Source organism: Allosphingosinicella sp., assembly GCF_059502505.1.
Window position 1 is genome coordinate 125,585 of sequence record NZ_JCACEU010000020.1, and the last position, 19,796, is coordinate 145,380.

Annotated in this window: 15 protein-coding genes; 8 read left to right on the top strand and 7 right to left on the bottom strand. The window is 67.6% G+C overall.

Features of this window, described 5'->3' with window-relative positions; translation table 11 throughout:
* Positions 1–30 precede the first annotated feature (30 nt).
* On the top strand, positions 31–1,287 hold the full coding sequence (locus tag AC5JBD_RS16385; protein ID WP_495722893.1) for a glycosyltransferase: 1,257 nt from the start codon (positions 31–33) through the stop codon (positions 1,285–1,287).
* On the opposite strand, the gene AC5JBD_RS16390 is transcribed toward AC5JBD_RS16385, so the two are convergent.
* Both AC5JBD_RS16390 and AC5JBD_RS16395 read right to left on the bottom strand, forming a co-directional pair.
* Positions 1,193–1,933, bottom strand: a complete 741-nt coding sequence (locus AC5JBD_RS16390) for a fatty acid desaturase (RefSeq protein ID WP_495722894.1) — start codon at positions 1,931–1,933, stop codon at positions 1,193–1,195. The two genes, AC5JBD_RS16385 and AC5JBD_RS16390, sit on opposite strands and share 95 nt — an antisense overlap.
* Positions 1,930–2,340, bottom strand: a complete 411-nt coding sequence (locus tag AC5JBD_RS16395; protein WP_495722895.1) for a DUF2141 domain-containing protein — start codon at positions 2,338–2,340, stop codon at positions 1,930–1,932. Before AC5JBD_RS16395 ends, AC5JBD_RS16390 begins: the two co-directional genes overlap by 4 nt.
* 125 nt (positions 2,341–2,465) lie before the next feature.
* On the opposite strand from AC5JBD_RS16395, the gene AC5JBD_RS16400 reads away from it, so the two are divergent.
* The 3 genes from AC5JBD_RS16400 to ssb are packed head-to-tail and all read left to right on the top strand — an operon-like array spanning position 2,466 to position 5,093.
* On the top strand, positions 2,466–2,738 hold the full coding sequence (locus AC5JBD_RS16400) for a FeoA family protein (RefSeq protein WP_495722896.1): 273 nt from the start codon (positions 2,466–2,468) through the stop codon (positions 2,736–2,738).
* On the top strand, positions 2,735–4,576 hold the full coding sequence (gene feoB / locus AC5JBD_RS16405) for a ferrous iron transporter B (protein ID WP_495722897.1): 1,842 nt from the start codon (positions 2,735–2,737) through the stop codon (positions 4,574–4,576). Before AC5JBD_RS16400 ends, feoB begins: the two co-directional genes overlap by 4 nt.
* A 10-nt stretch (positions 4,577–4,586) precedes the next feature.
* Positions 4,587–5,093: a single-stranded DNA-binding protein gene (gene ssb / locus AC5JBD_RS16410; protein WP_495722898.1), complete on the top strand. Its 507-nt coding sequence runs from the start codon at positions 4,587–4,589 to the stop codon at positions 5,091–5,093.
* 90 nt (positions 5,094–5,183) lie between these two features.
* Here ssb and AC5JBD_RS16415 read toward each other — a convergent pair whose 3' ends face one another.
* Positions 5,184–5,723, bottom strand: a complete 540-nt coding sequence (locus tag AC5JBD_RS16415) for a YceD family protein (protein WP_495722899.1) — start codon at positions 5,721–5,723, stop codon at positions 5,184–5,186.
* Entirely contained in the window at positions 5,720–6,247 is a 528-nt protein-coding gene (locus tag AC5JBD_RS16420) for a ubiquinol-cytochrome C chaperone family protein (RefSeq protein WP_495722900.1), read from the bottom strand. The genes AC5JBD_RS16415 and AC5JBD_RS16420 overlap by 4 nt, the downstream gene beginning before the upstream one ends.
* A gap of 139 nt (positions 6,248–6,386) precedes the next feature.
* Here AC5JBD_RS16420 and AC5JBD_RS16425 point away from each other — a divergent pair, with 139 nt between their 5' ends.
* Positions 6,387–6,869, top strand: a complete 483-nt coding sequence (locus tag AC5JBD_RS16425; RefSeq protein ID WP_495722901.1) for an outer membrane protein assembly factor BamE — start codon at positions 6,387–6,389, stop codon at positions 6,867–6,869.
* 96 nt (positions 6,870–6,965) lie between these two features.
* Here AC5JBD_RS16425 and AC5JBD_RS16430 read toward each other — a convergent pair whose 3' ends face one another.
* Positions 6,966–9,230, bottom strand: a complete 2,265-nt coding sequence (locus AC5JBD_RS16430) for an NADP-dependent malic enzyme (protein ID WP_495722902.1) — start codon at positions 9,228–9,230, stop codon at positions 6,966–6,968.
* A complete protein-coding gene (locus AC5JBD_RS16435; protein WP_495722903.1) occupies positions 9,187–10,152 on the bottom strand; it encodes a PEPxxWA-CTERM sorting domain-containing protein in 966 nt (321 codons plus the stop codon). Before AC5JBD_RS16435 ends, AC5JBD_RS16430 begins: the two co-directional genes overlap by 44 nt.
* Before the next feature lie 236 nt (positions 10,153–10,388).
* On the opposite strand from AC5JBD_RS16435, the gene mutS reads away from it, so the two are divergent.
* The 3 genes from mutS to AC5JBD_RS16450 all read left to right on the top strand — a co-directional run bounded on the left by mutS (position 10,389) and on the right by AC5JBD_RS16450 (position 16,777).
* Complete coding sequence (gene mutS, locus AC5JBD_RS16440) at positions 10,389–12,932, top strand: DNA mismatch repair protein MutS (RefSeq protein ID WP_495723005.1); 2,544 nt, start codon at positions 10,389–10,391, stop codon at positions 12,930–12,932.
* Between the two features lie 147 nt (positions 12,933–13,079).
* Positions 13,080–13,967 (top strand): alpha/beta fold hydrolase, encoded by an 888-nt coding sequence (locus AC5JBD_RS16445; RefSeq protein ID WP_495722904.1) that lies wholly within the window; start codon positions 13,080–13,082, stop codon positions 13,965–13,967.
* Positions 13,968–14,026: 59 nt separating this feature from the next.
* Complete coding sequence (locus AC5JBD_RS16450; RefSeq protein WP_495722905.1) at positions 14,027–16,777, top strand: [protein-PII] uridylyltransferase; 2,751 nt, start codon at positions 14,027–14,029, stop codon at positions 16,775–16,777.
* 160 nt (positions 16,778–16,937) lie between these two features.
* On the opposite strand, the gene AC5JBD_RS16455 is transcribed toward AC5JBD_RS16450, so the two are convergent.
* Positions 16,938–19,769, bottom strand: a complete 2,832-nt coding sequence (locus AC5JBD_RS16455) for a TonB-dependent receptor (protein ID WP_495722906.1) — start codon at positions 19,767–19,769, stop codon at positions 16,938–16,940.
* Between the last annotated feature and the right edge of the window lie 27 nt (positions 19,770–19,796).

A 19,796-nucleotide genomic window follows, 5' to 3' on the forward strand; every position in this document is an offset into this window, starting at 1 on the left:
GCGCCGCCGCTGCCCGGCCACATCAACCCGATGGCTGTCCTGGCGCGCGCATTGGAAAAGCGCGGCCACCGCGCCACCTTTCTCGGCTTCCCCGACATGGCGCCCCGGCTGCCGGCGGGCGCATCGTTTCAGGCGTTCGCCGAGCGCGATCAGCCGCCGGGAAGCCTGGAGCCCTATCTGAGGCGGCTGGCCAGCCTCGGCAGCCCGATCAGCACCTGGCGGTTCATCCGTGATCTTGCGGGCTTCACCGATGTGATTTGCCGGGAGCTGCCCGGTGCGCTGGACCGGCTCGCACCCGATGCTCTGATCATCGACCAGACCGACGCCGCCGCCAGCCTGGTGGCAACGGCCCTAGGCATCCCGTTCGCCAACGTTGCAAACGCACTGCCCCTGAACCTCGAGCCCGCCGTCCCGCCGCCCGTGCTTCCCTGGCCGTATGATCCGTCGGAAAAAGGCCTGCGCCGCAACCGTGGCGGCTACCGGGTCGCTCGCGTCGTCGAGCGGCCGATCACCAAGGTGATCCGACGCCATGCCGAGCGGCTCGGGCGACCGGACATCCGCTTTGCCGACGAGACCTGGTCGACCCGCGCGCAGATCACCCAGTGTGTCCGCGGCCTCGACTTTCCGCGCGAGCGGCTGCCAGCCTGCTTTCACTATGTGGGGCCGTTCAGGGAGGAGGATGAACCGCTCGACTTCGCCCTGCCACCGGACGGAAAGCCGCTGGTCTACTGCTCGCTCGGCACGCTTCAGGGCTCACGTGCCGGGATATTCCGAGCCGTGTCCAAGGCCGCTGCCGATCTGGACGTCACCTTGGTCATCGCTCATGGCGGGCTCCTCGCCGACAGGGAGATCGCACGACTGAGCGGCCAGCCGATCGTACGGCCTTATGTGCCGCAGCGGGCATTGCTCGCCCGGTCGGCGCTCGCCATCACCCATGCCGGCTTCAACACGGTCATGGACGCCCTGAGCTTCGGCGTCCCGATGGTCGCGCTGCCGATCACCTTCGAGCAGCCCGCCACCGCCGCACGTCTGGAGCGCGTCGGCGCAGCAGTCGCACTGCATCGGCGCCGAAATCCGGCGCGGATCCGGAGCGCTATCCTGGAGGTGCTGCAGAATTCGAGTTATCTCGAGGCCGCGCAAAGGCTGCAAACGGAGATCGGCAGCGCCGGCGGCGTCGGCAGAGCGGCCGACCTTATCGAGGCGTCGCTCGTAGCCGGGGAAGCGCCCACCAGGGCGTCTGCGGCGAGCGATGATGCTCGTGATGATAGCCGAAATGGTAGCAGCTGATCAGTGAGGCGAGATAGCCGAACTCGTTGCTGCGTGCCCGGTGCCGGTCGGTGAACTCCGTCTCGCCGCGGCGATGGGGCAGGTAGGTGCCGAAAGTGAAGAGCTGTAGCGACGACAGGATCGCCGGCACGCCCCAAAAGAGCAGGGCGTTCACCGGTGAGGCGCCGAGGATGAAGATGTAGGTTCCGAGCAAGGCCGCCAGCACCGCGAACTCGCGCCAGCCGAAATATTCGCGGAAGAAGGACAGATACCATGGCCAGAAACGGTTCGAATGCGAGAAGTCCGGGTCCCCGTCTGTCCCCGCATGCTTGTGGTGGTCGTGATGCTTGGGGAGCAGCCGGTCGTAGCGGAAGCCGGCATAGAGGCCGAGCATCACGCGCCCGACCGCCCGGTTCACCCCCGGCCGTCCCGGCGCCAGCGAGCCGTGCATGCAGTCGTGGGCGACGATGAACAGGCCGACGTTCAGCCAGGTGAGCGCCAGCACCAGCAGCGGCGCAACAGCGACACCTTGTCCGTCCAGGCGATGGAAGAAGACGCCGTAGATGTGGAGGCCAACCCATGCCCCGCCGATCAGCGCTGCGAGGGTCAGGCCGGTCGCGGCCTGGCGTCCGGCGCCGCGGGCGGGGAAGGCGGCTTCGGCGGTCATTTCAGCCTGATCGAGTGGGTAGCGTCGCCGCCGAAACGGAACGCTGCCTTGCCCCAGGCGGGCGGTCCGAAGAGGCCGCGGCTGTTGTTGGAAAAGCCGTAGGGCTCCAGCGGCATGCCGACGAAGTTGAAGTTCATCCGGCCGTCCAGATTGAGATCCTGGAACACCATTGCACCATAATGCCCTGCGGCAAGGCCTTCGACCAGGATCTGCGCCGAGGCCGCGCCGACCTTGCGCTTGATCTCCCGCACCGCGCCCGCTTTCGCATTCCAGTTCCGCTCTGCATCGAACAGCAGCACCATGATCTGGCCGCGGGGCTTCAGCCCCTCGATGCTGAGGCTCAAAGTGGCCGCTTCAGCCGGAACGGCGACCAGCAGGGATGCGGCAAGCAACATTGCTGTTTTCATTGGATTCCTGGATACGCTTTACATCACGGCGCCTGCTTACGCCTCAACGCTCCGGCTCGCCAGACGCTTCCGCTTGCCACTGGATTTCGACGCGGCTTATTGATAATCAGTCGCATCTAGCCACGATGGACTCACCCGCCTTGCGCCTCGACCAGCTTCCGTTCCGCACTCCCGCCACGGTCAGCGCGATCGATTGGTCGGTGCTGTCCGAGGCGGATGCCAAGCGGCTGCGCAACCTCGGCTTCGACGAGGGAGTCGAGATCGAGGCGCTGCACGGCGCGCCCTTCGGCAAGGACCCGCTCGCCATTCGCGTGGGACGGATGATGGTGGCGATGCGCCGCGCCCAGGCGCGTGCGGTGAGCGTGTCGATCGAAGCGATGGACCTCGCCGCGGAATGACCGCCATCCCGTTGATCGCCGTCGTCGGCAATCCCAATGCCGGCAAGAGCGCACTGTTCAACATGCTCACCGGCGCGCGCCAGAAGGTCGGCAACTATCCCGGCGTGACGGTCGAGCGTAAGTCCGGCCGCCTGTCGCTGCCGGACGGGCGCCCGGCCGAACTGGTCGACCTCCCCGGCGCTTACAGCCTCGACCCCTCCAGCCCGGACGAGGAAGTGACGCGCGACGTCGTCATCGGCCGCCAGCAGGGCGAGCGGCTGCCCGACGCCTTGCTGATCGTCCTCGACGCGACCAATCTGGACAATCACCTTCGCTTCGCTTTGCAGCTGATCGACCTTGGCCTCCCCACCGTCGTGGCGCTCAACATGGCCGATCTTGCCAAGCGCGACGGCCTCACGATCAACCTCGCCCGCCTCAGCCAGGAGCTCGGCGCGCCGGTGATCGAGACGGTGGCGGTGCGCCGCCGCGGGCTCGACGAGGTCAAGGAGGCGCTCAGCCTCGCCGTCACCGCCGAGCGCCGTCCGCGGGCCGCGGAGGCCGAGTTCGTGGCCGTCCAGCGCCGCGCCCGCGCCATCGTCAAGGCATCGGTGCTCGGTGGGACCACCGCGCGCCGCTCGACTGCCGTCATCGACGCCGTCGCGCTCCATCCCGTCGCCGGCCCGATCATCTTCCTCGGCCTGATGTTCTTCATGTTCCAGGCCGTGTTCGCCTGGTCCGAGGCGCCGATCGGCTGGATCGAGGGCATCGTCACCGGCCTGCAGGGCCTCGTCACCGACGCGCTGCCGGAGGGCTTCCTCCGCTCGCTCCTCGTCGACGGCGTGCTCGGCGGCGTCGGCGCGGTGGTCGTGTTCCTGCCGCAGATCCTGATCCTGTTCCTGTTCATACTGTTGCTTGAAGCAACCGGCTACATGGTCCGCGCCGCCTTCCTGATGGACCGGCTGATGGCGCGGGTCGGCCTCTCCGGCCACGCCTTCATCCCCTTGCTCTCCTCCTTCGCCTGCGCCGTGCCCGGCATCATGGCGACGCGCAGCATCGAGGATCCCAAGCACCGCCTCACCACCATCCTGATCGCGCCTTTGATGACCTGCTCGGCGCGCCTGCCGGTCTATGCGGTGATTATCGGCGCCTTCATCCCGGCGACCAGCGTCGGTGCCGGGGTCGGGCTCCAGGGGCTGGTCATGTTCGGCCTCTATCTGGCCGGCATCGCCGGGGCGCTGATCGCCGCGCTCGTCCTGCGCCAGACGGTCGCGCGGGGCGTGCAGCGCGGCTTCATGCTGGAAATGCCCAAATATCAGATGCCGAGCGTCCGCGACGTCGCGATCGGCCTCTGGCAGCGCGCGATGATCTTCCTGAAGCGCGCCGGCACCATCATCCTGGTCTCGACGATCATCCTCTGGGCCCTCCTCTCCTACCCGCAGCCCCGCCCGGGCGAATCGGCGCTCGACAGCTCCATCGCCGGCAAGCTGGCCGCCGGTCTCGAGACCGTGGTCCGCCCGATCGGCTTCAATCATGAGATCGCGCTGGCGCTTATCCCGGCCATGGCGGCGCGTGAGGTGGCCGTATCCGCCCTCGCCACCGCTTATTCGATCGAAACCGACGACGAGGCCGCGACCGAGACGTCGCTGATCGACCGACTGCGCGGCCGCTGGTCGCTGGCGACGGCGCTCGCATTCCTGGCCTGGTTCGTGTTCGCGCCGCAATGCTTATCCACAGTTGCGGTGACGCGGCGGGAAACCAACGGGTGGAAGTGGCCCGCCTTCATGCTAGCCTATCTGTTCACCCTGGCCTATCTGGCCGCCGGGGCGACATTCTGGGCGGCAACCGCCCTCGGCTTATGAGGATTCTGAAATGGCGGGCGTGAACAAGGTCATCCTGGTCGGCAATCTCGGCGACGATCCCGAGTCGCGGTCGCTCAACAATGGCGGCGAGGTTGTGAACCTGCGGCTGGCGACGTCCGAGACCTGGAAGGACAAGGACGGCCAGCGCCAGGAGCGGACCGAGTGGCACCGCGTCGTCATCTTCAACGAGAATCTCGGCCGCGTCGCCAAGCAGTTCCTGCGCAAGGGCTCGAAGGTCTATCTGGAGGGCCAGATCCAGACCCGCAAATGGACCGACAATAACGGCCAGGACAAATATTCGACCGAGATCGTGCTCCAGCGCTTCCGCGGCGAGCTGGTCCTGCTCGACGCCAAGGGCGGAGGCGGCGGCGGTGGCGGCGGCAGCTTCGGCGGCGGCAACGATTATGGCGACAGCTTCGGCGGCGGATCGAGCTCCGGCGGCTATGGCGGCGGCAATCGCCAGCAGCGCCCGCAGCCGGCCTTCGACAGCGACCTCGACGACGACGTCCCGTTCTAGTCAGCGTCACCCGGCGAAGGCCGGGGCCTCAGCGAAACCTAGCACCGGCGCCTTCTCGTCCTGAGATCCCGGCTTTCGCCGAGATGACGGCTACTTACCGAGCTTGTCCTTCAGCGCCGCCAGTCCGGCAAAGGGGCTCGACTCCGCCTTCGCCTCCTCCTCGCTCTTCACGCCGGCCTCACGCAGAGTGTCGGCCGCCGCAGCGGAGCGCGGAAATGGATCGAGCGCCAGCGACAGCGTCTCCGCCACGGCCTCGCCAAGATCGACCGATCCGCCCGAATAGAAGACGACGTCGAGCTCACCTTCGCTCAGCTCCACTTCTTCATCGGGTGTATTGGCCACCGGCTCCGGCCGAAACTTGATCTCGAACTCCTCCTCCACCTCCGCCGGCACCGGCTCGCCGGTCGCGACGCAGCTCTGGGTCACCTTCGCGCTGAGCGTGCCGCGCGCCTGCACCGCCTCTCCGTGGCGGGTCAGTTCGGCCTCGGCGCTGAGATGCTCGATCCCGATCAGCCCGAAGCGCTCGGCGAGCGCCGCCCGCTCTTCCTCGTTCGCGCCGATCGACAGCGCCCGGGCAGCGCTGCCGAGCGTGTCCACGCGAACGGTCCGGCTGAACTCCGGCTCGATCACAGCGCCGGCACCTTTCCGTCGAGCAGCGCCTCCCGCTCCGACGCCTCCAGATCGGCCCGCAATTGCAGCAGCCGCGCGGTGACGAAGGCGACCGCCTCCTCGGAGGGGGGCGTCTCATGGAAGATGTTGCGGGTCACCGCGGCGCGCATCTCCGGCTCGTCGCGCGCGTCGCGAAGGGCGCCGAGGCGTCCGCCGAGCGCCCCCATCAGGCGGCCCATCTGCTTGCCAACGACGAGGTCACCGATGCCGATCTGGCGAAGCGAGCCTTCCATGTCGTCAATGAACAATTCGGTGAGCAGGGTGGTGGCAAGCCGCGTCTCCCTGTCAGGCTCGCGCTCCAGCCTCAGCAGCACCAGCGCCGTCACCGCGGCAATGACATCGAAGCGGCCGTCGATCGTGTCGGGCACCTGGCCCTCGCGATACCAGGCCGGATCGCGTCCGAGGGCGACGACGCTTTCATAGAGCGGTAGCATCCGCGCCCGGTCGGACCGTCCGCCGCCGAGGATGCGCGAGAGAAAGGACAAGGATCACTCCATCGGTCACACGGGGCGCACCCTTGCGCGCCTCCGCCACATTGCCTTAATGGTGAAGCCGACGGTGGCCCGCAAGCAGGGCCCCGGCGCGGAGGTGTCGCGCCGGCGAGTTTCAGGAGATTTTTCAAGCATGAACGCCCGCTTCGGAAAGAGCGCCGCCCTGGCGATGCTGCTCGGCACGACCCTTCTCGCCACCGCCGCCTGCACCAAGGTCCGCGATCATCAGGGCTATCTGGTCGATCAGACGCTGGTCGCCTCGGTTCAGCCCGGCGTCGACAACCGCGATTCGGTCATCGCGACGCTCGGCCGCCCGAGCTTCGTCGGCCAGTTCGACCAGCGCGACTGGTATTACGTCTCGCGCGAGAACCGCAATTATGGCTTCAACAAGCCGCGTCCCTCGGAGCAGACGATCCTCCACATCCGCTTCGACGAGGCCGGCAACGTTGCGTCGGTCGATCGCAGCGGGCTCGAGCAGGTCGCCTCGATCAACCCGACCAGCGAGGAGACCCCGACCCTCGGCCGCAACCGCGGCTTCTTCGAGGAGCTGTTCGGCAATATCGGCCAGGTCGGCCAGGTCGGCGCCGCCGGCCGCACGACCGACAACCCGCAGTAACTCCCGAACCGTCATCCCGGCGGAAGCCGGGATCTCTACGAGAACTCACGCCGGCGCCTTCGCGTCCTGAGACCCCGGCTTTTGCCGGGGTGACGCTTATCTGACGATCCCCCCCGCGGCGAGCACGGCCAGCGTCACCAGGTCCGAGGCGCTTGCGGTCATCGGTGCGATCTGCACCGGCTTCTTCATGCCGACGAGCATCGGCCCGATCACCGCGTCGCCGCCCAGCTCGCGCAGCAGCTTGGCGGCGATGTTGGCGGTCTGCAGGCCCGGCATCACCAGCACGTTGGCCGGACCGGTGAGACGGCTGAACGGATAGATCTTCTGCATCACCGGATTGAGCGCCACGTCCGGCGGCATCTCGCCTTCATATTCGAAGTCGACGCCTGGGCCGCGGTCGAGCAGCTTCACGGCCTCGCGGATGCGCTCGAGGAAGCTCCCTTCCGGATTGCCAAACGTCGAATAGGACAGGAACGCCACCCGTGGCTCATGCCCCATCCGCCGCGCCACCTCGGCGGTATGGCAGGCGATGTCGACCAGCTGCTCGCCGGTGGGGCGCTCGGTCACCGTCGTGTCGGCGAGGAACACCGTGTGGCTCTGGCCGACGAGCACGTGGACACCGAACGGCGTCACCCCCTCGACCGGATCGAGCACCCGCCGCACCTCGCGCAGCGACTGGGCATAGGGCCGGGTGAGGCCGGTGATCATCGCGTCCGCTTCGCCCAGCTCCAGCAGCAGCGAGGCGAACATGTTGCGGTCCTGATTGACGATCCGCTCGACTTCACGGTGGAGATAGCCCCGCCGCTGCAGCCTCTTGTAGAGATGCTCGACCATCTCGGGCACGCGGCCATAGGTGCGGCTGTTGTGCACCTCGAAGCACTCGGCATCCTCGACGCCGAGCGCGCGCAGCCGGTCATGCACGTCGTCGCGCCCGACCAGCACCGGCACGCCGTAGCCGCCGTCGCGGAAGGCGATCGCGGCGCGGAGGACGGTATCCTCCTCGCCCTCGGCGAAAAGGACCCGCTTCGGATTCGCCCGCGCCGCCTCATAGGCCAGCGTCAGCACCGACGTAGTCGGGTTGAGCCGCGAGCGGAGCGCCGTCCGATAGGCATCCATGTCCTCGATCGGCCGCTGCGCGACGCCTGAGTCCATCGCCGCCTTGGCGACCGCGGCCGGCACGATCTCCATCAGCCGCGGATCGAACGGAGCGGGAATGATGTAGTCGGCGCCGAACGTATGCGCCTTGCCACCATAGGCCGCCGCCACTTCCTCCGGCACCTGCTGGCGGGCGAGGTCGGCGAGCGCTTCGGCCGCCGCGATCTTCATCTCCTCGTTGATCGTCGTCGCGCGCACGTCGAGCGCGCCGCGGAAGATGAAGGGGAAGCCCAGCACGTTGTTGACTTGGTTCGGATAGTCCGACCGGCCGGTGGCGACGATCGCATCCGGCCGCGCGGCCTTGGCCTCAGGTGGCGTGATCTCGGGATCGGGATTGGCCATGGCGAAGATGATCGGCTGCGGCGCCATATCCTTGACCATCTCGGGCTTCAGCGCGCCGGCGGAGGAGAGGCCGAGGAAAATGTCGGCACCCTTCAGCGCTTCCTCGAGCGTGCGCGCATCGGTCTTGGCGGCATGGGCCGACTTCCATTGATCGAGCCCTTCGCGGCCCTGGTAGATGACGCCCTTGCGGTCGCACATGATGACATTGTCGTGCGGCACGCCCATCGCCTTGATGAGGGCGGTGCAGGCGATCGCCGCCGCGCCGGCGCCGTTCACCACCACCCGCACGTCCTTGACGTTGCGTCCGGTCAGGTAGCAGGCATTGATGAGGCCGGCCGCGCTGATGATCGCGGTGCCGTGCTGGTCGTCGTGCATGATCGGGATGTTCATGCGCTCGCGCAGGGTCTGCTCGATGATGAAGCATTCCGGCGCCTTGATGTCCTCGAGGTTGATGCCGCCGAAACTCGGTTCCATCAGGGCGACCGCGTTGATGAAGGCGTCGGCATCCTCGGTCGCCAGCTCGATGTCGATCGAATCGACGTCGGCGAAGCGCTTGAACAGCACCGCCTTGCCTTCCATCACCGGCTTCGACGCAAGCGCGCCGAGATTGCCGAGGCCGAGGATGGCGGTGCCGTTGGAGATGACCGCGACGAGATTGCCTTTCGCGGTATAGTCGTAGGCCTTGCCTGGATCGGCGGCGATGGCGCGGACCGGTACGGCGACACCGGGCGAATAAGCGAGGCTGAGGTCGCGCTGCGTCGCCATCGGCTTGGACGCGATGATCTCGATCTTGCCGGGCCGCCCGCCCATCTGGTGGAAATCAAGCGCTTCCTGTTCGGAAAACTTGACGTTGCTCTCGCTCATGCCGGCTCTCCCCCTGTCGGCGTGAAGCTGTAGGCCGCGACTCAGGCGTTCGGCAAGGCTCGCAAGGAGAGCAGGACGGGATTCCCGCCGCCGCGCCCCAGCGGCGGCGGGCGCCCCCGTCAGCCAGTGCGAGCGGGGCCCGGCGCCGGCGGCGCATCATGCTGCCGACCAGGCCGAAGCCGGAGATCAGCATCGCCCAGGTGGCGGGCTCCGGCACCGCATTGTTCACGAACGGGATCTCGTTGAGTTTGGCGATCTCGGTCGCGCCGAGCACGCCGTCATAGACGCGGAGCGCGGCGATGCTGCCCGACGACCATTCGCCGAGGCCGCCCTCCAGGATGTTGTCGGCGAAGAAGGTGAGCTTGCCCGACCCCTTGCTGAGGCTCATCACGTCCGAAAGCGTGCTGAACGAGGCGCCGCCGTCGATGAAGGCGCTGACCTTGTTGCCGTCCACGGTGAGCACGACGTTGCGATAGGCGCCGCTGACGAAGTTCACGTTGCTGCCCGCCTGCGGAAAGACGGTCAGGTTGTTGGCGGTGTTGACGTAGAAGCCGTCGTCGTCCGTGCGGTCGTTGGTGCCGAGGATGCGGCGCCAGCCGCCGTTGCGCTCGTTGAACTTGAACGTCATCGCCACCGAATAGCTGTTCGCCCCAAGCAGCCCGGCTGCATCGAAGACGAGACCGCTCTGGCTGCCGCCAGCGGTCGCACCGCGGAAGTTGAAGACGGTGCGCTCGGTGCCGAACACCGTGTCGGTGCCGAAGCCGCTCGTGCCGGTCGGATCGATCAGCCCGAGGGTCGGGCCGCCGGCCGTCGACGAGGTGAGGCTGTTGTCGAAGCCGTAGCTGCCGACGAGTGTGGCGGCGGAAGCGGGCGCGGCCGGAAGGGCGACCGCGAGCGCGGCCGCAAAATATACACGGATCACAAATAACCCCCAATGAGCCAAGGATTTGTCAGCGCGCGGAGGACCCGCGACTGGTAAATGCGCCGCTAACCAAGGGCGCGCTCCTTCGCCTCATGTCGTGCGACAAAGGCGGTGGCGGCATCGACGAAAATGCTGTGGACGATCTCGTCGCCAACGGTTCCGCAGGGCGGTGATAGCCTTTAACGATGAAGCGGATGGCAACCGCCCGCGCCAAGATCGATTCCGCTCCCACGCCGATGATGGTGCAATATCTTGCGCTCAAGGCGGAGGCCGCGGACTCCCTGCTCTTCTACCGTATGGGCGATTTCTTCGAATTGTTCTTCGAGGATGCCAGAATTGCCGCCGCCTGCCTCGATATCGCGCTGACCGCCCGCGGCGAGCATGAGGGCGAGCCGATCCCGATGTGCGGGGTGCCGATTCACGCAGCCGAGGCCTATCTCGCCCGCCTGATCAAGGCCGGCCACCGCGTCGCGATCGCCGAGCAGACCGAGAGTCCGGCGGAGGCGAAGAAGCGCGGCTCCAAGTCGGTGGTGGCCCGCGCCATCGTGCGGGTGGTGACGGCGGGCACGCTGACCGAGGAAGCGCTGCTCGAGAGCCGCGCGACCAACTGGCTGGTCGCCACCTCGCGGGTCGGCGATCGCTGCGGCGTCGCTGCCGCCGACATCTCCACCGGCCGCTTCGAGCTCTGCTCGGTGACACCGGCCGCACTGGAGGCCGAGCTCGCCCGTCTGGCGGCGGCGGAGGTCGTCATGCAGGATGATCGCCGCACCGGCTTCGACAGCCTCGCCGGCGAACGGCGCCTGAAGGAGCGGTTCGAAGTCGCGACCCTCGACGGCTTCGGCAGCTTCGACCGCGCCGCGCTCGCCGCGGCGGGAGGCCTCCTCGCCTATCTCGACGAGGTCGCGCGCGACTCTCTCCCTTTCCTCCGCCCGCCGGTCGGCCGCGCTGCCGACGGGCACATGATGATCGATGCCGCGACCCGCGAGAGCCTCGAGCTCACCGTCTCCGCCAGCGGCACCCGCGCCGGCAGCCTGCTCGCCGCCGTCGACCGCACCGTCACCGGCGCCGGCGCCCGCCTTCTTGCGGCCGACATCGGCGCGCCTCTGCTCGATCGGGACGCGCTGGAAGCGCGGCTCGACCTCGTCACCCTGTTCGAGCGCGATGCAGGCGCCCGCGATGCGCTCCGCCGCCAGTTGAAGGCCCTGCCCGACATCGGCCGCGCGCTCGGCCGCCTCGTCGCCGGCCGCGGCTCCCCGCGCGACCTCGGCCAGCTCCGCGACGGCCTCAACGAAGCCCGCCGCCTCCACGACCGCCTCGGCGCGCTTCCCGACCGGCCTCCGCTTCTCGACGCGCTGCTTCCGAGCCTCGTCGGACATGGCGAGCTGGTCGACCTTCTCTCCCGCGCGCTCGTCCCCGCCCCGCCGATCGACACCGCGCAGGGCGGCTACATCGCCGAAGGCTATGACGCCGCTCTCGACGAACTCCGCGCCACCGGCGGCGAGGGCCGCCGCGCCATCGCTGCGCTGGAGGCGCGCTACCGCCAGCAGACCGGCATCGCCTCCCTGAAAATCCGCCACAACAACGTGCTCGGCTACCATATCGAGGTCCCCGCGCGGAACGCCGACAAGCTCATGGCGGCGGAGTCGGGCTTCACCCACCGCCAGACCATGGCCGGAGCGGTCCGCTTCAACGCGCCGGACCTGCACGAGCAGGCGCTGCGCGTCGGCCAGGCCGGCGCCCACGCCCTCGCCGCGGAGGCCGCCCACCTTGAGGAGCTGATCGGCGCAGCCTTGAAGCGCTCGCAGCCCATCGCCGAGGCCGCCGACGCCCTCGCTCGCCTCGACGTCGCCGCCGGCCTTGCCGAACGCGCGACCGAAGGCGGCTGGACGCGCCCGCATTTCGCCCCGCACAATTGCTTTGACGTCGAGGGCGGTCGCCACCCCGTGGTCGAGGACGCGCTCCGGACCAGCGGCGGCCGCTTCGTCGCCAACGATTGCCGCCTGTCGGAGGACGAACGCCTCTGGCTCGTCACCGGGCCGAACATGGGCGGCAAGTCTACCTTCCTTCGCCAGAACGCGCTCATCGCCTTGCTCGCGCAGGCCGGCTCCTACGTCCCCGCCACCCGCGCCACGCTGGGCTTGGTGGACCGCCTGTTCAGCCGCGTCGGCGCGTCCGACAATCTCGCCCGCGGCCGTTCGACCTTCATGGTCGAGATGGTCGAGACCGTCGCCATCCTGGCTCAGGCGACGCCGCGCAGCTTCGTCATCCTCGATGAGGTCGGCCGCGGCACCTCCACCTATGACGGGCTCGCCATCGCCTGGGCGGTCACCGAGGCAATCCACGACCGCAACCGCTGCCGCTGCCTGTTCGCGACCCATTATCACGAGCTCACGCGCCTCGCCGAGCGCCTCGATGCCCTCACCCTCCACCATGTCCGCGCCCGCGAATGGAAAGGCGACCTCGTCTTCCTGCACGAGGTCGCGAAGGGCCCCGCCGACCGCAGCTACGGCCTCGCCGTTGCCAAGCTCGCCGGCCTCCCGCCCCCGGTCCTCACCCGCGCCAAGTCCGTGTTGAACAAGCTCGAGGAAGGCCGCGCCGCAACCGGCGGCATCGCGGCAGGCCTCGACGACCTCCCGCTCTTCGCCGCCGCGCAGAAGGAGGAGCCGCAGCCCGATCCGCTCGCAGCCGCCCTCGCGGAGGTGGATGCCGACGCCCTCAGCCCGCGCGAGGCACTCGATTTCATTTACCGGCTGAAACGATTGGCCGCAGATTCGGCCTAACGTCATGTTCCCGACACGGAGTCTCTGGTAAACAGCGACTCGCTCACCTGAGGCAGAAGTCCCGCCGATCCAGCCGGACCGGACCCATCCGCTCGCGATGAGCGCGTAGCCGCGTCTCGTTTCAGCATGAATGGGGGAGTCTCCTGCATGAACGCGATCACCACCTCCGACGGCACCAGCATATTCTACAAGGATTGGGGAGCGAAGGACGCCCAGCCGATCGTCTTCCACCACGGCTGGCCGCTCAGTGCCGACGACTGGGACAACCAGATGATGTTCTTCCTGGAGCGCGGCTACCGGGTGATCGCGCATGATCGTCGCGGTCACGGCCGCTCGACCCAGACCTGGACCGGCAACGAGATGGACACCTACGCCGCCGACGTTGCGGCGCTGGCTCGCGCCCTCGATCTTCGCGATGCGATCCATGTCGGCCATTCGACCGGCGGCGGCGAGGTCGTCCGCTATGTCGCCCGCGCAGAACCGGGCCGCGTCAGCAAGGCGGTGATCATCGGCGCGGTCCCACCGATCATGGTGAGGAGCGAAGCCAATCCGGGCGGGCTGCCGATCGAGGTGTTCGACGGCTTCCGCGCCGCGCAGAACGCCAACCGCGCCCAGTTCTTCCTCGATATCCCGTCCGGGCCCTTCTACGGCTATAACCGGCCGGGTGCCGCTGTATCGCAAGGCGTGATCCAGAATTGGTGGCGGCAGGGCATGATGGGCGGCGCCAAGGCCCATTACGACTGCATCAAGGCCTTCTCGGAAACCGACTTCACCGAGGATCTGAAGGCGATCCAGGTGCCGGTGCTGGTGATGCACGGAACGGACGACCAGATCGTGCCCTATGCCGATTCCGCGCCGCTCGCGGCCAGGCTGCTGAAGCGCGGCACGCTCAAGACCTACGAGGGCCTGCCGCACGGCATGTGCACGACACATCCGGACATCATCAACGCCGACCTCCTTGCCTTCATTCGCGATGAGACGATCGCATCGGAGGCGGAGCAGGGGCCGATCGAAATGGTGATCGTGCCCGCCTGATTGCGTCGGATCGGAGGCGCCGACGTGACGGCGGCGCCCCGAGGCCCTATGCCGGGAACATGCCCGAGCGCAGCTACCCCGTTCCCAACCGCCGCGCGATCATCGACCGGCGCGCGCTCGCGGACCGGATGGCGACGTTCGGGCCAGACGATCGTAACCAGGTTGCCAAGCTGCTTAGGGAGGCGCTTGCGCAGGGGCGCGCGGAGATCGCCCGCCGGCTTGAGGCGAAGCCCTATGCCGGCACCGAAGCCGCAGCCGCCTACGCCTTCCTGACCGACCAGATCCTCCGCCTCACCTATGACTTCGTCACGCAGCGCCTCTATCCGCTCGCCAATCCAACCTCCTCCGAGCGCCTCCTGCTGGTCGCGGTCGGCGGCTATGGGCGCGGCGAGATGGCGCTCCATTCGGACGTCGACATCGCCTTCGTGACGCCGTGGAAGCCGACCGGCTGGACCGAGCAGGCGATCGAGGCGATCCTCTATTTGCTCTGGGACCTGAAGCTGAAGCTCGGCCATTCGTCGCGCTCGATCGACGACATGATCCGCGCCGCCTCGGGCGACCACACGATCCGCACCGCCATCCTCGAATCCCGCTACCTCTGGGGCGACGAAGCCCTGTTCGACGAATTGCAGGCTCGCTTCTGGCAGGAGGTCGCCGCCGGCAACGCCCCCGCCTTCGTCGCCGAGAAGCTGGAGGAGCGCAACGAGCGGCACCGCCGCATGGGAGACAGCCGCTACGTCGTCGAGCCCAACGTGAAGGAAGGCAAGGGCGGCCTGCGCGACCTCCACACCCTCTTTTGGATCGGCAAATATGCCTACCGGGTCCGTTCTGTGCCGGAACTGGTCGAGGCGGGCCTGCTGTCACGCCAGGAGCTCGGCCAGTTCCAGCGAGCCGAGCGGTTCCTGTGGGCGGTGCGGTGCCACCTTCACCTCATCGCCAACCGCGCCGAGGAGCGCCTGACCTTCGACTATCAGCGCGAGATCGCCGCCCGGATGCATTATGCCGACCGGCCCGGCAAATCGCCGGTTGAGCGTTTCATGCGCCACTATTTCCTCCACGCGAAGACGGTGGGCGACCTCACCGGCGTCTTCCTCGCTCATCTGGACGAGAAGTTCGCCCGCCGCGGCAGCCGTCTCGGCTTGCCGACACTGCGCCGCCGTCCGCGCAAGCTCGAAGGCTTCGTGCTCGACCGCGGCCGCCTGGCGCTCCCATCCGACGGCTTCTTCCAGGAAGACCCGGTTCGCCTGATCCAGATCTTTGCGCTCGCCGACAAAAACGAGTTGGAGATCCACCCGCTGGCGATGCGTGCCGCGAGCCGGGACGCCAAGCTGATCGACAGCGAAGTCCGCGCGGATCCCAGGGCGAACGCCCTCTTCCTCGACATCCTCACCAGCCCGCGCGATCCCGAGACCGTGCTCAGATGGATGAACGAGGCCGGCATCGCGGGCCGATTCGTTCCCGACTTCGGCCGCGTCGTCGCGCAGATGCAGTTCGACATGTATCACCATTATACGGTGGACGAGCATTCGATCCGCGCCATCGGTCTGCTCGCCCGGATCGAGAAAGGCGAGCTGAAGGAAGACCACCCGCTGTCGACTCGACTGCTGAAGCACATCACCTCGCGGCGCGTGCTCTATGTGGCGGTCCTGCTCCACGACATCGCCAAGGGGCGCGGCGGCGACCACAGCCTGCTCGGCGCGGAGGTCGCGCGCGACCTCTGCCCGCGCTTCGGCCTCACCGACGCCGAGACCGAGACCGTCGCCTGGCTGGTCCGCTGGCACCTGCTGATGTCGGCCACCGCCTTCAAGCGCGACGTCTCCGATCCCAAGACGATCGCGGATTTCGTCGGCCGGGTGAAAAGCCTCGAGCGCCTGCGCCTGCTCCTGGTCCTTACCGTCGTCGATATCCGTGCGGTCGGGCCGGGCGTCTGGAACAGCTGGAAGCGCCAGTTGCTGCACGAATTGTTCGACGCGGCCGAGGAGATGCTCCGCCTCGGCCACAAGCAGCGCGGCCGGCACGACCGGGTCGCCGCCGTCCAGGCGGAGCTCGCCGCGCGGCTTCGGTGGGAGGAGAGCCGCTTCGTCCGCCTGGCCTGGCACATGCCGGACAGCTACTGGCTCGCCGAGCCGCTCGACGTGCTTGAGAAGAATGCCCGCTTCATCGACGCCGCCGACCGTTCGCCCTCGCGCGTCAAGCCGGTGGCGATCAGCGTCCAGGAAGAGCGCGCCGCAACGCTCATCACCGTCTACGCCAAGGATCAGCCGGGCCTCTTCTACCGCCTCGCGGGAGCGATCAGCCTTGCCGGCGCCAACGTGATCGACGCGCGCATCCACACCTCCATCGACGGCATGGCGCTCGACAACTTCCTGGTCCAGGATCTGGCGGGCGCGCCGTTCGACGGTCCCCATCGGCTGAAGCGTCTCGAGCGCGCCATCTTGGACGCGCTCGCGGGCCAGGAGCCGATGGTCGAGCGCCTCGAGGCCAAGTCGCTCCCACTCGTCCGAGCCGAAGCGTTCAGTATCCAGCCCGCCGTCTTTATCGATAATGCGGCGTCCAACCGCTACACCGTCGTGGAGGTCAACGCCCGCGACCGCGCCGCTTTGCTCAGCGGCCTCGCCGAGGCGATCTTCCAGTCTAAGGCGATCCTACATTCCGCCCACATCGCCACCTATGGCGAGCGCGCCGTCGACGTCTTCTACCTGACCGACACCCACGGCGCGAAAATCGAGGCGCCGGCAAAGCTGAAGGCGCTCCGCTTGCGGCTGCTCAAAGCCGCCAGCGAACCCCAACCCGCAAAAGCCGCCGCCTGATTTCCTCCCCACGATCTCGTGGGAAGGGGGACCATGCGAAGCATGGTGAAGAGGGCGAGTCCGTGTCTCCCGATGCAAAAAGAAACGGCGCCTTGCGGCGCCGTCCCTCCACCACCCTTCAGGCGGTCCCCCTCCCCAGCAAAAGCTGGAGAGGAGAAGCTTAGAACCGTCCGCGAACGGTCAGGCCGTAGGTCCTCGGCTCCGACAGGAAGGCCGAGAAGAGCTGGTTGGCGGTGCCGAAGCCCAGAGGCGCGCCGAACTGCTGCACCTGAAGCCGGCTGTTCGCGCCCTGGAACGGGGCGTTGAACGCGACCTGGCGGTAATCCTTGTTGAACAGGTTCTGCGCCCAGAGCTCGACCGCCCAGCGCTCGTCCGGCCCGCGGACGCCGATGCGGCCGTTGACCACGGTGAACGACGGCTGCTCCTTCTCCGGGAACAGGTCGGAGCCCGTGTTGAAGTCGGACGTGTAGCGCGCATCGACGTAGACCAGGCCGCTGAGCCCGCTGTCACCGAGCGGTGGCGTGAAAGCCACCGAGCCGGTCAGCACATGCGGCGGTGCATTGGAGAGCTGCTCGCCCGGCAGCGCGAACAGGAACGGGTCGAGCGCCTCGCCTTGCGAGCTGCCGACTAGGTTGCGGCGATATTTGGTCTCGGCGTAAGTGTAGCCGCCGGTCAGACGAAGGTTCGGAGCGGGCGAGCCCGACATCTCGATCTCGACACCCTGCGAACGCACGCCCGGCGTCACATCGCCGGGGGCGCAGGTGCCGCGACCGGCCGCATTCACGCCCTCCGGATCCTCGTCGGTCGTGTCGCCGCCGACCAGATTCGAACAGCCATTGATGTTCTGGACGATGAAGACCGTGCCGTTGAACGTGTTCAGCTGGAAGTCTTTGAAGTCCTGCCGGAACGCGACGATGTTGAAGGTCAGGCCGCGCGGGCCGCTGATCTTCGCGCCGACTTCATAGGCATCGACCTTCTCGGCCGCGAACTGGAGATTGGCGGCGTCGGCGTTGCTGCGCGGCGAGAGCGCCGAGCCCAGGTCCGACCGATCGAGGTTGAAGCCGCCTGCCTTATAGCCCTTCGAGTAGCTGGCGTAGAGCAGGGTGTTGTCGTCCGGCTTGTAGGAAAGCACGCCGGTGCCGGTCCACTCGTCTTCCTTCCGCTCGCTGCGGATGTCGAGCCCGTTCAGCGTCGTGCTCGAGTTGCCCGTGCAGGTCAGCGTGATGATGCCGCCGATAAGGGTGCGGGTGCTGGCCGGGATCGCCGGGTTGACGAGGAGCGGCCCGAGCGACGCCTGCTGCACCGGGCAGACCGCGTTGTTGTTGTTGAACTCGGCCGAGAAGTCCTTCTTCTCGTTCGTGTAGCGCGCGCCGAGCGTCAGGCTGAGCTGGTCGGTGATCTTGATGATGTTGTGCGTGAAGAGCGCGTAATTGTTGCTCTCCTGGAAGTAATCCGCGCGCTGGTCGCCGACGTCGTTGACGGTGCTCAGCCGATCGATGCCGGCAAGGATCGCCGTCCCGGCCGGCCCGAGCGGGGCGAGCTGGGCGGTGAGAGCCCCGCGTCCGACGGCGCTGAGGCAGCCCGGATTGGCCGGATTGCGGAGCGCGGCAAGCGGGTTGACCGTGGCGACGATGCGGCAGGCGGCGAAGGCGCCATATTGCGTGCCGAACTTGGTGTTGTCGGCGACGTGCAGGTCCTCGTTTGCGTAATAGCCGCCGACCAGCCAGTCGAGACGATCGCTGAAGGCCGAGCCCTGCAGGCGAAGCTCCTGGCTGAAGGTCTTGAACTGGCGGAACACGTTGCCGTCGTCGGCGCGATAGGCAATGTCGACGCGGCCATAGTCGATGTCCGCGGCGCCGCCCGCCTTATACTCGCGATAGGCGGTAATCGACGTCAGCGACGCGCCGCCGAAATCCCAGTCGATCTGCCCCGAGATGCCGTAATCCTCGGTCTCGTTGCGGAAAGTGCGGCCGGGAGTGACGCTGATGACGCGGCTGAACGGATCGTCGACCGAGGGGAAGGTCTCGCCCTGGCTGCGCAGGATGTCGACGATGCGGTTGCTCGCGGCATAGGCGAAGTCCTGGCCGCCCGTCGGCGTCGGATCGAACGTCTCGCGGGTCTCTACGTACACGGCGCCGCAGCAGGATTCGTCCCGCTTCGTATAGTCGCCGATGATGCGGAACTCGATATTGTCGGACGGTTCGTAGAGCAGCTGGCCGCGCACGAAATAGCGGTCGCGGTCGTTGACGCGGCTCTCGGTGCCGTTCTGCGGGTTCTCGACGCGATAGAAGCCGTCGCGCTGGACGTAGACGCCGTCGAGGCGGAAGCCGAGACCGGACTCGCCGATCGGGCCGGTCAGGCCGGCGGCGCCGCGCAGGAAGTCGTAATTGCCGTAGGTGAGCTCGCCATAGCCTTCGAACCGGTTGAGGTTCGGCTTCTTCGAGATGATGTGGATGAGGCCGGCCGAAGCGTTGCGGCCGAACAGCGTGCCCTGCGGGCCGCGCAACACCTCGACCCGCTCGATCTCGCCAAGCTCGTTGAGGCCAACGCCGGTGCGCGAGCGGTAGACGCCGTCGATGAACACGGCGACCGAGCTTTCGAGACCCGGATTGTCGCCGACCGTGCCGATGCCGCGGATACGGGCGGAGCCGTTCGCCTCGGAACCCGTCGAGGAGACGAGCAGCGACGGCGCCAGCTGGTTGAGGGCGCGGATGTCGGTCGCGCCCGAATTCTGCAGCGTCTCGGCGGAGACGGCGGAGACGGCGAGCGGCACGTCCTGCAGGATCTGCGCGCGTCCCTGCGCGGTGACGACGATGCCTTCATCCTCGGTCGCAACTTCGTCGGTCGGGCTGACGTCGGCATTCGGATTGACCTCGCCCGCCTGCTCGGTCGGCGTGGTCTGACCGGTGTTGGTCGTATTGTCCTGCGCATGCGCCGGGACCGCCAGCGCAAACATGCCCGCGGACATCAGCCAAACGGATTTCCTGATCATCGACCTCTCCCCAATGCTCTGCTTTGC

What these genes read in the sequence shown, in the direction of transcription:
- AC5JBD_RS16385 (WP_495722893.1), top strand. Translation starts at nt 31, where the DNA reads ATGGCTGTCCTGGCGCGCGCATTGGAAAAGCGCGGCCACCGCGCCACC.
- AC5JBD_RS16390 (WP_495722894.1), bottom strand. Translation starts at nt 1,933, where the DNA reads ATGACCGCCGAAGCCGCCTTCCCCGCCCGCGGCGCCGGACGCCAGGCC.
- AC5JBD_RS16395 (WP_495722895.1), bottom strand. Translation starts at nt 2,340, where the DNA reads ATGAAAACAGCAATGTTGCTTGCCGCATCCCTGCTGGTCGCCGTTCCG.
- AC5JBD_RS16400 (WP_495722896.1), top strand. Translation starts at nt 2,466, where the DNA reads ATGGACTCACCCGCCTTGCGCCTCGACCAGCTTCCGTTCCGCACTCCC.
- feoB (WP_495722897.1), top strand. Translation starts at nt 2,735, where the DNA reads ATGACCGCCATCCCGTTGATCGCCGTCGTCGGCAATCCCAATGCCGGC.
- ssb (WP_495722898.1), top strand. Translation starts at nt 4,587, where the DNA reads ATGGCGGGCGTGAACAAGGTCATCCTGGTCGGCAATCTCGGCGACGAT.
- AC5JBD_RS16425 (WP_495722901.1), top strand. Translation starts at nt 6,387, where the DNA reads ATGAACGCCCGCTTCGGAAAGAGCGCCGCCCTGGCGATGCTGCTCGGC.
- AC5JBD_RS16430 (WP_495722902.1), bottom strand. Translation starts at nt 9,230, where the DNA reads ATGAGCGAGAGCAACGTCAAGTTTTCCGAACAGGAAGCGCTTGATTTC.
- mutS (WP_495723005.1), top strand. Translation starts at nt 10,389, where the DNA reads ATGATGGTGCAATATCTTGCGCTCAAGGCGGAGGCCGCGGACTCCCTG.
- AC5JBD_RS16445 (WP_495722904.1), top strand. Translation starts at nt 13,080, where the DNA reads ATGAACGCGATCACCACCTCCGACGGCACCAGCATATTCTACAAGGAT.
- AC5JBD_RS16450 (WP_495722905.1), top strand. Translation starts at nt 14,027, where the DNA reads ATGCCCGAGCGCAGCTACCCCGTTCCCAACCGCCGCGCGATCATCGAC.
- AC5JBD_RS16455 (WP_495722906.1), bottom strand. Translation starts at nt 19,769, where the DNA reads ATGATCAGGAAATCCGTTTGGCTGATGTCCGCGGGCATGTTTGCGCTG.